Below are 13,343 nucleotides of genomic sequence, written 5' to 3' on the forward strand. Positions count from 1 at the left end.
TGAGAGAACTCGGGTGAAGGAACTAGGCAAAATAGTACCGTAACTTAGGGAGAAGGTATGCTGACGAAAGTGAAGGACTGCGCGTCCGGAGCAAGAGTCAGTCGCAGCGAAGAGGTGGCTGGGACTGTTTAACAAAAACACAGCACACTGCGAACACGGAAGTGGAAGTATAGTGTGTGACACCTGCCCGGTGCTGGAAGGTTAAATGATGATGTCATCGCAAGAGAAGCATCTGATTGAAGCCCCAGTAAACGGCGGCCGTAACTATAACGGTCCTAAGGTAGCGAAATTCCTTGTCGGGCAAGTTCCGACCTGCACGAATGGTGTAACCATGGCCACGCTGTCTCCACCCGAGACTCAGTGAAATCGAAATTGCTGTGAAGATGCAGTGTACCCGCGGCTAGACGGAAAGACCCCGTGAACCTTTACTATAGCTTGACACTGAACATTGAGTACATTTGTGTAGGATAGATGGGAGACAGAGAAACCTGTACGCCAGTATGGGCGGAGTCGACGTTGAAATACCATTCTGATGTGCTTGGTGTTCTAACTTCGGAAGGAGGACAGTGTCTGGTGGGTAGTTTGACTGGGGCGGTCTCCTCCCAAAGGGTAACGGAGGAGCACGAAGGTTGGCTAATCACGGTCGGACATCGTGAGGATAGTGCAATGGCAGAAGCCAGCTTAACTGCGAGACAGACGAGTCGAGCAGATGCGAAAGCAGGTCATAGTGATCCGGTGGTTCTGAATGGAAGGGCCATCGCTCAACGGATAAAAGGTACTCTGGGGATAACAGGCTGATACCGCCCAAGAGTTCATATCGACGGCGGTGTTTGGCACCTCGATGTCGGCTCATCACATCCTGGGGCTGCAGCAGGTCCCAAGGGTATGGCTGTTCGCCATTTAAAGTGGTACGCGAGCTGGGTTCAAAACGTCGTGAGACAGTTTGGTCCCTATCTGCCGTGGGCGCAGGAAGATTGAAGGGGATTGCTCCTAGTACGAGAGGACCGGAGTGAACGAACCGCTGGTGAGAGGATTGTAATGCCAATTGCATAGTCCGGTAGCTAAGTTCGGGATCGATAACCGCTGAAAGCATCTAAGCGGGAAGCGAGCCCTGAGATGAGTCTTCCCAGACCTTGAGTCTGTAAGGACCGTCAGAGACGATGACGTTGATAGGTGAGGAGTGGAAGCGTTGCGAGGCGTGGAGCGGACTCATACTAATGATCCGAGAGGCTTAACCATACAACGCCCGGAAAGTTTGGCGCTTGCGGGTTTGAACGGAAGAAGTGATTTGAGGCGAGATTAGATTTTTAAACCGGATTGCCTGATGAAGATAACGTTCTGGAACCACCTGTATCCATTCCGAACACAGAAGTGAAACGGAACAGTGCCGATGGTAGTGTAGCATTCGCTATGTGAGAGTAGGTCATTGTCAGGCATTATTATTTTATATAAAAGGGTTCGCCCGGCGACCATAGTGCTGTTGCACCACCTGTATCCATTCCGAACACAGAAGTGAAAAGCAGTAACGCCGATGGTAGTGTAGCATTCGCTATGTGAGAGTAGGTCATCGCCGGGCAGTTATTAAAAGAGAAGAGCCTCCTTTTGGGAGGCTTTTTTCGTCACTGGATTTCTGAAAAGTTCTGTTGTACGTTTTTTCTTTTCTTCCTTCTTTTCCTGATTTACCGGAAATTCCCGCTGACTGTATGTAATTATGTATTTCTGTTTGGTAAATGTCAGGCGGGTCAGCCGGCTTTTAGGGTTGATTATCACTGCGGGGATTATGGTAATAAATCGAAAGCCGCTCATTTATCCCTTTCTGACTGATATGTCTGACGCGCTATGAGATCTGGTGCTGACAGGAATTGCCTGACAACGGGTGTTACGTACTCGCAAAAATGTTTATGGCATGATTATTGCTTCCGTAATGATGAGAGATATTTGTTTTGGCGGAGGCGTTATGGATATTAAGTCAGGCACCCCTGATTTTGGTCTGGTACAGGATGTTCGCAGTCTGAACCGTCTTCGCGATATGGGACGGGATGATTCTTATGAAGCCCGAAAGCAGGCGCTTTATACGGCTGCGGAACAGTTTGAGTCCTTGCTGAATCAGTTCTGGTTCCGGGGGATGCGCGAGTCCAATGATGAAATCTGTCCGGACAGTCCTTTGAAAACCTCTGATGGAGGCGTTTTTCAGTCAATGCTGGATGAACAGATTATTACTGGGGTTGCAAAAGCTAATGCCGGAAACAGATCCTCCATTACCAACCTTCTTGTTAAGCAGTTTGCCAGGAGTCTCGGAGATGACGGCAAAAAGATCATTGCCGAGATTGACGGTAATCCTGCCGATTCCAAATATTCCGGCACCGCCGGGGACATTCCAGGGCGGCAGAATTTTGTCGCCGGCGCTTCCGGAATGCCTTCTCCTCTGTCAGAAAGTCCACTTCCGGATCATCTCCGGATGACTGATGCGCGACCGGATGCGAATATTCATGCCAATAATGAAGTACGGGATCGGATTCTTGACATGGAGCTCGGCAGAAGAGGAGGGGAGAATCGTATTAAGGCCTATAGCAATACCGATGATACTCGTTATGATTCTGACATGACATTTGACAGTCCTCGGGATTTTGTTACCAAGCTAATGCCTTTGGCTCGTAAGGTTGCCAGAAAGTTCGGTCTCAATCCTGTGGTTATCGTCTGTCAGGCAGCTCTGGAAACCGGCTGGGGCAAACATATTGGAGCTGACAACAACTTCTTTGGTATCAAGGGTAACTCCTCCTGGAAGGGCCGCACAGCTGTCAAATCTTCGCCGGAATTTGAAAATGGCCGGATGGTTAACGAGCTTTCTTCTTTCCGGGCCTACAATTCTCCTAGGAAGAGCTTTGAGGATTATGCCAGCCTGATATCTACCAATACCAGATATGCCAAAGCAGCTTCGGTCAGTAGTGATCCGGATCAATATTTTGAAGAAATTCAGAAGGCAGGGTATGCAACTGACCCGAATTATGCAAAGAAACTTAAAAGAATATACAGAAATGACGCTTTCAGTGGTTTTACTGAAAACTGATCGGGAGAGAGAGAATTATGTCTGACATGCTGAAAATCGGAACCAGCGGAGTTCTTGCCCAGCGCGCCTTGCTGCAGACTACCAGTAATAACATCAGTAATGTCAATACCGAGGGGTATTCGAGGCAGCGCTCCATAATTCGTACCAACGTTCTGGATCAGGGAACTGGGGTGATTACCACTTCCCGGGTTATTAACACCTATGCTGAACGGGAGCTTCTTAGGGATAATGCCAGGGTGGGGTATTATACCGCCAAAACCGAAGGACTCAGCTCCATTGACAGCATGCTGTCAAGCGATGCCACCGGCCTTAATCCTGTGATTTCCGATCTGTTCGCTTCCATACAGGGCGCCAATTCTGCTCCTACTGAACTTTCTGCCCGTAACTCCCTTATGGGCAATCTGGAGGTTTTTACCAATAGGGTTAACAGTATAGGGAATAATATCCAGGAGCAGTACATTACTAATAACCGCAAGATTCTGGAATCAGTAAACAGGGTTAACGATCTTCTGGAAAGCATTTACAAGTTTAACAGTCAGATTGTGGAGTCCAGTACTGACACCAGCTCTGCCGCTTATCTTCAGATGCAGGATCAGCGGGATCATCTTATTGAAGAGCTTTCGGAAATTATTGATATCAAGACCGTGGATCAGCCAAATGGCTCCTGCTACGTAAACATGGCTTCCGGTCCTACCCTGGTTCTGGGGGATGGCTGTGCTACTCTGGCTGCGCTACCATCTAGCCTTGATGAATCAGAGTACCAGCTGGGTTTTACCTATAACGCCAGCAGGAGCTATACCATGCTCAGTGATGATGTGGGCGGCAAACTGGGGGGGTATTTTGATGCCGGTGATTCTCTGAGAGAAGTGCAGAGATCTCTCGGAAAGCTGACCGTAGCTCTGGCAGACAGCCTTAACAAGCAGAACAAGTCCGGTATTACCCTGGAAAACAATGCCGGAGATGCCCTGTTCAATTTTCCGGAAACTCGGGTTTTTACCAAGAGCACCACTGCCGGCATGACCATGTCATTTATGGAGGGGTATGCCGGAAATGTTACCGGAAAAGACTATCTTATCAAGATCAATGAAGATGGCACCTATGCACTGAATGAAAAGAACGGCAATACATTAACGGAAATTTTTCAGGGAAACACCGCAGACCTTAACGGTACTATTACCATACCAGGGCTGGGTTTTCAGTTGGAGGTGGCCGGAACTCCCTCTGTGGGGGATGAGTTTCTGATCCAGCCTACGGCCAATGTCAGCTACAACCTGAGCATGAAAATCAACCGTCCAGAGGACTTTGCCTTCGCCAGTGTTGTCCGGGCCAGCGAAAATTCCCAAAACCTGGGGAACGCCACCATCTCAATTAACGGGGTTACCAACACCGATGCCACTTCGGCGTTTTCAATGGAGCCTTCCCGCAGCATTTCCGGTGCCAATTTTGCTGCCACTGCTCCGGTAAAGGTGGTAATCAATGCCACCGGAGATTATGAGGTATATGATACCAACGACAATCTTCTTGGCACGACTCTTGCTTCTACCAAAGGGGGCAATATTTTGGCAAACATGCTGAGCGATGTTTCCGATCCGGACAGCCGTGTATATGCGGATCCGGACATGACTCCCGGTTATGATTTCAGCATTACCGGTACTGTCAGAAATGGGGACAGCTTTTCTATAGAGCTTAACACCAACGGTTTTGCGGATAATTCCAACGGCATTATGATGCAGGATCTGGAACAGGCGCAGCTGGTGCAGGGAAAAATCAATCAGACAGTTTCGGCTTCCTACAGCGATATGGTCAGCAATCTCGGCAGCACTATCGCTGTCTCCAATGTTAATCTGGAAGCGGCTACGGCTAAGAGAGATCAGACTCTGACCATTACCGAGGAATCCAGCGGTGTCGATTTGAATGAAGAGGCCTCTAATCTGGTCAGATATCAGCAGTGCTATCAGGCCAGTGCCAGAATAATAGCTGCTTCGCAGACTGTTTTTGAATCACTGATGAGTGCGCTGGGGTAATTGATTATGCGGGTAACTACAGGTTTAAGCTTTGACAGAAGTGTTCGCTACATGCAGGAGTCAAATTCCCGTCTGGAGACACTTAACCGTCAGTACAACACCGGAGCCAAATTTGCTGTAGCTTCGGAAAATCCGATCGGCATGGGTACCAAGCTGCGTCTTGATTCCGAAATTGCCAGTTACCAGCAGTACTCGGTGAATGCCGGACTGGCTTCGGATCAGCTGAGTCTTGAAGAAACGGCGCTGAGTTCCATTTACGAATCCATGCTGCATGCGGTAACCAGCATGCAGGCCGGGGTAAATGGCACCTACGACCAGGCTAATTTCAACACAGTGGCGCAGGATCTGGAGGAAGTGAGAGACATGCTGTTTGATCTCATGAATACCAAAACTGCCGGTGGTGAATATATTTTTAGCGGTAATCAGTCGCTGATACCGGCATTTTCAAAAACCTCTGACGGAGAGTTTATCTGTAATGCCGACGGCGGGCAGAGGCAGGTTAAAGTATCACCGTCTGTAACTATGACCACTTCTGACAGCGCGCTTTCTGTTTTTGAGAAGGCTCAGCTCTGTCGTACTGCTACTGCGGGAACTTCGGGAGTGTCTGTAGCCTATGACAACAGCGACGTGTTCAACAGCTTCGTAAATGGCTACTATGATGTTTATCAGAATAACGACCTCAATATTGCAGTTACCGGGAATACCTATACTGTTACCGGAAGAGGTGGCACGGTGTTGCAGAACGGCACGGTTTCCGATAAAGGAGTCATCAATTTCAGAGGAATGGAGATTACCATGGACTCAGGGGTGAACAGCGCGGTGATTTCCCTGGATCCCCCGGCCAATGACAATGTGCTGAATACGCTGTCCTCCATTATTGACGTTCTCAGGGACGATTCGGTTTCTGCCTATGATAAGGGACAGATGCTGAGAATGGGGCAGGTATCTCTGAACAGTGCCAAGGAAAATGTCAATTTGACGCTGGGGCGGGTTGGATCCCGGCTCAGTAATATAGATGCGGTAATAAGTTCCAATAATGCGCTTTCGGATATCAAGACCGAGGTCCGTGCCAATGAGTGCGAAGTGGACGTTTATGAGGTGGTTTCAGAGCTTCTGCAGGAACAGAACGCTCTCAATGTGGCGCGGCAGACCTTTAGTTCCATTCACGGATCCACGCTTTTTGACTATATTCACTGATTATCAGGATTAATCAGGGACAGGGGATGGCTTGCCCTGGCCTGGGTAGCCGGGCAGGTGTCTTTCTGTGTTCCCGGACAGGTTTTCTGTTTTTCTCATGCTGACTCTGCTTTTTTTCGAGCTTCATTGCGTAAACCATGATTTCTGAGTCTTTCGGACAATTTTCTCATTATGATTTGCTGACTCGTCCTTAATATTTTTCTATTTCCCCGAATTTATGAAACTTAGGGTAACAATTGAGGGGGATCTTTCGGTTGTTGAAAATTTCAAACTTTGTGCTAGAATTGTCTCAAAATTTAGCATTTGCTAACATGATTTAGCAAATGCTAAATTACTGAAAAATATGAACAAAGTATTTAAGGATTAAGAAATGTTGTTCAGCGAATTGAAATCGGGACAGGTCGCGGAAATCAAAGCGATAAAAGCCGGAGAACTTCATGCCCGCAGGCTTTATGAAATGGGATTTCTGCCGCATACCAGGATATCACTGGAGCATGTTGCCACCCTGGGAAGCCCGGTGATTGCGGGGATCAGAGGTTTTTGCATTGTTCTTGGAAAGAAGGATGCGGACTCTATTGAAGTGGAGGTGATTTCAGAATGACGGGGAACACCAGATCCTGCTGCGAAACTCCGGATGTTACCGGAGATGCCTCAGCAAGAAAAGTCATGTTTATCGGCAATCCCAACTGCGGCAAAAGTACTTTGTTTAACCGGCTTTGCAATCTGCATGTCCGGACGGGAAATTATTCGGGGGTGACGGTAGCCCGTCATACTGGAAGATACTCGGACTCTATTCAGATGGTGGATCTTCCAGGTATTTACTCGCTATCCACGGCTTCTGCTGAGGAGCTTATAGCCCGGGACGAGCTGCTTAACGAACATTGCGATCTTCTTGTAGATATCGTGGATGCCACTTCTCTGGAAAGAAGCCTTTACCTGACACTGGAACTCCGGCTTCTGGGACTTCCCATGGTACTTCTTCTCAATATGTGGGACGAAACCGAAAGGGAGGGGATTCAGATAGACGCTGCCGCTCTGGAAAAAGAGCTGGGTATCAGAGTTATCCCCATAAGCGCTACCAGAGGGGACGGTCTCAGGGAGTTTAGGGAATATTTGGAGCACGGAGAATGGCTGCCTTCGGCCCCGTTCTGTCCTGGAAAATCCGAACTGTCAGCCGCTCTTACCGAATTAAGATCGGCGGTATCTCCAGAATTTCAGAACCAGTCCTGTTTCTGGAGCATGAGTGCACTCCTGGGAGACGGAGTTCCCGAGAAATGCTTCCAGGATCCGGAAACGGCTAATGTGGTTGCTAAGTACCGGACTCTCCTGGCTTCAGGCAGTGAAAGCGGCAGTGTTTATGAGGCTGTAGCTGCGGAACGTTACGGATTTATTTCAGATTTTATCGCCCGTCATGTCAGGGTGATCGCTCACCGGAAAACGCTGACACAGCGCATCGATTCGGTGGTACTTAACCGCTTTTGCTCTCCAATCATTTTTATTGCTGTCATGTTTCTGGTGTACTTTGTGTCGGTAACCTGGCTGGGGAGTATTGTCACTGACTGGACCAATGATGAGCTTTTCGGGGAAATGATTATTCCCTGGACCTCTGAAATGATGGAAAAACTTGAGTTTTCCGAGCTGACCACTTCTCTGGTGAGTGACGGTATTATCGGTGGCGTGGGAGCGGTGCTGGGCTTTGTGCCGCAGATGCTGATTCTGTTTCTGATGCTGTCGCTTCTTGAGGAGTGCGGCTATATGACACGAGCCGCATTTTTTCTGGACCGGCTGTTTAACAGCTTTGGACTTAGTGGCAGGGCCTTTATCCCGTACATTATCGGTTCTGGCTGCGGAGTTCCGGCCCTTATGACGGTGCGAACCCTTCCCACCGAAAGCGAAAGAAGAGTTACGCTGTTTACGGCAACTATGATTCCCTGCAGTGCCAAGCTGCCGGTTATCGTACTCTTTGCTTCGGCCATATTCACCGACTATCCCTGGTTTCCGGTGGCTGTATATCTTGCGGCAGTGGCAATAATCATTATTTCCGCTTTGATAATGCAGAAGTTTCAGACCTTCAAAACTTCACCGGCTCCGATGCTGCTGGAAATGCCTCTCTACCATATTCCGTCTCCCAGAGTAGTTTTTCTGACGGTATATCAAAGAGTGCGCGCTTTTATTAAAAAGGCCGGTACCATTATTCTGGCGTGTTCGCTGCTTATCTGGACTCTTTCTTCCCTGGGGTACACCGGTGAAGATGGGATTCACACTGTCTCGGATCCCGATGAGAGTATTCTTGCTGATGTGGCCGGGCCGGTATCTGCAGTGTTTGCCCCCCTGGGTTTTGACGATTACCGGGCTACTGTAGCTACGGTTTCGGGGATGTCTGCCAAGGAGGTTATTGTAAGCACTCTCAGCGTGTTTGCCGGGGCTGAAGAGGATGCCATGGACAGTGAAGATGATGAGGTGGTTACCGGACTTTATGAAAGGGTGCGCAATAACATTTTTCATATTGATGAGATGGGAACAGCAGGAATTCTGGCTGCGCTGTCTTTTGTCCTGTTTAACCTCTTTACTGTGCCCTGTATCGCAGCAGTAGGAACCATGCACCGTGAAATCGGAGGCGGACGTCTTTTCTGGTACGCCATTGCCTATCAGCTCGGCTTCAGCTATGCCTTTGCTTTTATTGTATATCAGATTTCTATGATGCTGGCTGGTTATGGATTCACGTTCTTTACCGGACTGGCAATGGCTCTGACGGCGGCTATTCTGTGGCTCATGTTCAGAAAAGGCCCCTCCCAGAGTGCTGAAATTCCCTTTGTGATGGTGTCCAGATAACCGGTTCAGGTCTCTGAATATCGCCTAGATTGCCGTGTGCTAAGTAAAGCCTTCCTTTTTGTCAGGAGGGCTTTTGTTTTTTCGGGACCATTATCAATTGTTTGTGCAATTGTTTGACTTTATCTGCGCTGCCCGCATATCATACCCCCACGGCAGTGGACAGCCGTCATTGGTATATTCTTGTTTATGGAACATGCGGAGAACAGCGGTGGCGATATATATAGATTCAGAATCCGAGGAGAATTATCTAGAGACCATTCTGATTTTAAGCACCATAAGTCCTTTTGTCAGAGGGGTTGATATCGCCAGTAAGCTTAATATTTCCCGGCCGTCGGTAAGCCGGGCGGTGGGGTTACTGCGGGATAAGGGGCTGGTGATTCTGGAAAAGGGGGCTTTTATCACTCTTACCGAGGAAGGTAAAAGAATCGCCCGGAAGGTGGCGTCCTACCATCGAGTTCTGAGAAGCTTTCTGGTTCATGTGGCATGTATTTCTCAGGAAAAGGCTGATATTGATGCCTGCCGTATTGAACATGTGGTAAGTGCCAGCACCATTCAGGGCATTAAAAGCTTTCTTAAGCGGGAAAATGTTCTTCCCGGCAATACCATTGATTCCTCGCATCTTCCGGAGATTCGGGAGCTTAACGAGTCCGGAGAAAACTATATTGAGCATATCTACATGATGACCCGGGACGGAAAAAGGGTGCGTTCCACGGATCTGGCAAAAACTTTGGAGGTGTCCCGGGCATCCATCAGCCGTGCTATGGATGTGCTGTGCCATCTGGGGCTTCTGGAACGAGGGGAGAAGGGCGAACTTATTCTGACACCGGCAGGAGAGGAGAAGGCCCGCGGTATTTATGCCCGGCATGTGGTTTTGACCGGTTTTCTGGAAAAGATTTTGGGGGTATCTCCGAAAATTGCCGAAAAGGATGCCTGCCGCATTGAGCATATGCTTAGTGAGGAGACCTTTAACGGCATCAGAGCTTTCTGGGAAAAACACCAGGAGTCCTCCTGATGGGGAGTAGAAAGCTGTATGCAGAATTTTGCTGTCCTTCTGTAGTCAGTGTGAATAGATGACTGGAGTTTCTTCTGGTTCTTTCTTCCTTCATTTAGCCTGCATCTTTGCTCCGCCTCCCCCTTACAGCTAATATCCACATCCAACCATCACTCACATTTTTCCGGTTCCGCAATAATTCTGTTTGCTCCGCTCCCGTCAGAAGATTTTCACCTTAGGACAAATAGTGTTTATCTGAATGTTGAAGGTTCGGCTGAAGCCGGTTTTTCTGTAGATATGGCAGAGTATGCACAAAACAGGGCTGGTGTTGTGGACAGGTTTCTTACTGCTGTTGACAAGTTAAGAGACGTGGCTTTCCAGGAGGCTGATTCTGTATTTTCGACATCCGCAATGGCGGTTTTATCTTGTTAACAAATTGTTTTTACCCTGATTCGGGGGATAGGTATGGGTATTACCTGTTGATAACTATATTTTTCAAAAAAAATTCTTCCATGTCAGTTTCAGGCTGATTTTCTGGGAAAGAGGAAGCTGTTCTGTTCAATTTATGCTGCGGTAAATAATTGCCGCTGTCAAAAACATGACTGGCAAAGTCCCCTTATGCCGCTGTTGGTAATTCTTTTTTAATAACAAATCCCCCTTTGGCAAACAAGGCTCCGGAGGAAATATAACTCTGGAGAATTTTCATAAGAATGAGGGCTGGCATGATTCTTTCATAGAGGATAATGCATGGTAATCCGGAATCCCGGATTTTGCCTGAAAATAATAAATACTGAAGTAGCGTATCAGACAGAGCAGGCAAATACGGCTTCAGAGGATAGATAAGCTTAGGAGATTAAAAAATGGCTCTTTATGTAAATACCAATGTGTCATCGCTGAACGCAAATCGTAACCTGGCAAATTCCACCTCCGCTCTAGACGTTTCCTACAAGCGTCTCGCTTCTGGCCTTCGTATCAACAGTGCTAAGGATGATGCTGCCGGTCTTCAGATCTCAAACCGTCTGACTTCCCAGATCAACGGCCTTAATCAGGGAAACCGCAATGCGCAGGATGGCATATCCTATTCCCAGACCGCAGAAGGTGCCATGGACGAAATGACTTCTATGTACCAGCGTATCAGAACTCTGGCACTTCAGTCTGCTAACGGTAGCAACTCTGATGCTGATCGTGCGGCGATTCAGCAGGAGGTAACCCAGCTCTGTACCGAAATAACCAGAATTGCCAATGATACCACCTATGGCGGAACTCATATTCTGGATGCCTCCATTGCTACTCAGACACTGTTTCAGGTAGGTGCCAATGCCAACGAGACCATAGCCATAGATCTGACTTCGGGATTTACTCTGGATCAGACGAAGGCCGTAGTGGCAGCAGGTACTCTTACTGCCGATGAAACGACAGCTCTGGGAACAATTACAGCTACAGGTTTTGATGTAAGTACTCAGGCCAATGCCCAGAATACGCTGATGGTTGTTGATAAGTTTGTGGCTGTAATTGATGCCAAGCGAGCTGAGCTGGGTGCTGTACAGAACCGTCTGGAATCCACTATCAGAAACCAGACCAACGTTTCCGAAAATGTCTCCGACGCCAGAAGCCGCATTCGTGACGCCGATTTTGCTACTGAAACTGCGGCCATGACGCAGCAGAACATCCTGCAGCAGGCATCTCAGAGCATTCTGAGTCAGGCTAACCAGAGACCGCAGATTGCGCTCTCTCTGCTCCAGTCGTAACCGGAAATAACAGTAATGTCTGCCGTCTGATTATCCGGCAGGCAAGCGGAAGCATTTTACCCTTTCTCTCTTGAGCTTTATAGCTCTATCCCTTTGGCCGGCGAGTTTTCTCCGGCCCTTTTTGTTTCAGGAAGGTTGGTGTAGCTGTCGTTTATCAGAGGCGGAGGCAGCATTTTTCCGGCAGATTTTCTGACAGTTCCTTCGGTTCTGGAGCGTTCGGAGTCAAAAACATGACCGGAAATTCCGGCCTCCGGAGTTCACGGTTTTGCGTGTCTTTTCCTCGAGGAGATTTTTTAATCCTTTGAAAATCAGGGAGTGCGGTTTGGCGCATTTTATAGAGATCTTTCAGATGAATATTCTGGCATGATTCTTTCATGGATAATGAAGCCCAGAGATTCCTGATAACGGAAAAATAAAAATGGAATGCAAACATTTTTATGGGCTCCCAGACAAGTTAAGCTCAGGAAATTAGCATATGGCACTTTATGTAAGTACTAACGTGTCCTCGCTGAATGCGAATCGTAATCTGGCTAATGCTACGAATTCACTCGATACCGCCTACAGGCGTCTGGCCTCCGGTCTCAGAATAAACAGTGCCAGAGATGATGCTGCGGGGCTTCAGATTTCAAACCGTCTGACTTCCCAGATCAACGGACTTCATCAGGGAAACCGCAATGCGCAGGATGGCATCTCCTATTCCCAGACTGCGGAAGGCGCCATGGATGAAATGGTTGGCATGTATCAGCGTATCAGAACTCTGGCGCTTGAGTCAGCCAATGGCAGCAATTCCGATGCTGATCGTAAAGCCATTCAGCAGGAGGTTACCCAGCTCTGTCATGAAATTACCAGAATCGCCGAAGACACTACTTTCGGCGGGATCCATATTCTCAACAAGTCTATTACGACGCCAACGGATTTTCAGGTGGGAGCCAATGCAAATGAAATAGTTAGCATTGATCTTACCTCGGGTTTCAGGCTGGACGATGCTTTTATGAAGCTATACAACGATGCCACTTCGACAGAACAGAGTCTTTTAATGAGCGCAGTTCCCAGGACAGTATCCTTTAATCAGGGCGGGACGTCACCTGTATTTGATGTGACTGCTGACTATTTTGCTCCCGAGGGACAGTATGCCATCAAGGTGTCGCAGCTGGCTGACAGCACGGCCGTTAAAAAATCATTTCCTTCATCCGGGGATACCTTTGGAGATGGCGGGACCATGACATTTTCCATTGGCTCCGGAACCGGGGCTCGGTCGTTTATTGTTGCAGTGGCAGATACAGACACACTTGCGGATATAGTGCAAAAAATCAACACGGCCTCTGGAAACTTCGGACTTGCTGCCACTTTAGTCTCCAATGCTGATGGGACATCTTCACTGACACTTACTTCATCTCTTAAGGGGGAGGCCTACAAAAACCTGACGGTAAACACTTTGGGGGCCGCCGAGCTGAGTCCTTTCTCTTTCAGTGTCTCCGGGAGCG

6 protein-coding genes, 2 rRNA genes, 3 pseudogenes and 2 other annotated features are annotated in these 13,343 nt (G+C 48.3%); all 11 genes and pseudogenes read left to right on the top strand.

All coding sequences use genetic code 11. From position 1 onward, the window contains the following. Window positions 1-360: a sequence feature (23S ribosomal RNA rRNA prediction is too short), on the top strand. A 9-nt stretch (window positions 361-369) separates the two neighbouring features. Next, window positions 370-1,226: a sequence feature (23S ribosomal RNA rRNA prediction is too short), on the top strand. Window positions 1,227-1,320: 94 nt separating this feature from the next. Continuing rightward, a 5S ribosomal RNA gene (rrf, locus tag F557_RS0104450) occupies window positions 1,321-1,435 on the top strand. 26 nt (window positions 1,436-1,461) lie between these two features. After that, window positions 1,462-1,576: ribosomal RNA gene (rrf, locus tag F557_RS0104455) — 5S ribosomal RNA — on the top strand. A gap of 381 nt (window positions 1,577-1,957) precedes the next feature. After that, window positions 1,958-3,067 carry a glucosaminidase domain-containing protein gene (locus F557_RS20990; RefSeq protein ID WP_169335157.1) on the top strand — a complete coding sequence of 370 codons (1,110 nt, stop codon included), beginning with the start codon at window positions 1,958-1,960 and terminating at the stop codon, window positions 3,065-3,067. A 17-nt stretch (window positions 3,068-3,084) separates the two neighbouring features. After that, entirely contained in the window at window positions 3,085-5,091 is a 2,007-nt protein-coding gene (gene flgK, locus F557_RS0104470) for a flagellar hook-associated protein FlgK (protein WP_019001043.1), read from the top strand. A 6-nt stretch (window positions 5,092-5,097) separates the two neighbouring features. Next, window positions 5,098-6,288: a flagellar hook-associated protein FlgL gene (gene flgL / locus F557_RS0104475; protein WP_084761444.1), complete on the top strand. Its 1,191-nt coding sequence runs from the start codon at window positions 5,098-5,100 to the stop codon at window positions 6,286-6,288. A gap of 370 nt (window positions 6,289-6,658) precedes the next feature. Further along, window positions 6,659-6,889 carry a FeoA family protein gene (locus tag F557_RS18805; protein WP_019001045.1) on the top strand — a complete coding sequence of 77 codons (231 nt, stop codon included), beginning with the start codon at window positions 6,659-6,661 and terminating at the stop codon, window positions 6,887-6,889. Continuing rightward, the gene (gene feoB / locus F557_RS0104485; protein ID WP_019001046.1) at window positions 6,886-9,120 is read left to right on the top strand and encodes a ferrous iron transport protein B; all 2,235 of its coding nucleotides are present in this window, start codon (window positions 6,886-6,888) and stop codon (window positions 9,118-9,120) included. The genes F557_RS18805 and feoB overlap by 4 nt, the downstream gene beginning before the upstream one ends. A gap of 208 nt (window positions 9,121-9,328) precedes the next feature. After that, window positions 9,329-10,132 carry a metal-dependent transcriptional regulator gene (locus F557_RS21710; RefSeq protein ID WP_211209514.1) on the top strand — a complete coding sequence of 268 codons (804 nt, stop codon included), beginning with the start codon at window positions 9,329-9,331 and terminating at the stop codon, window positions 10,130-10,132. A gap of 839 nt (window positions 10,133-10,971) precedes the next feature. Next, a pseudogene (locus F557_RS23615) lies at window positions 10,972-11,478 on the top strand (flagellin N-terminal helical domain-containing protein); the annotation flags it as partial. An 81-nt stretch (window positions 11,479-11,559) separates the two neighbouring features. Continuing rightward, a pseudogene (locus F557_RS23620) lies at window positions 11,560-11,859 on the top strand (flagellin); the annotation flags it as partial. Between the two features lie 475 nt (window positions 11,860-12,334). After that, a pseudogene (locus tag F557_RS23625) lies at window positions 12,335-13,243 on the top strand (flagellin N-terminal helical domain-containing protein); the annotation flags it as partial. Window positions 13,244-13,343 lie beyond the last annotated feature (100 nt).

It is taken from the genome of Succinimonas amylolytica DSM 2873 (assembly GCF_000378405.1).
In the GTDB taxonomy this organism is placed as follows: domain Bacteria; phylum Pseudomonadota; class Gammaproteobacteria; order Enterobacterales; family Succinivibrionaceae; genus Succinimonas; species Succinimonas amylolytica.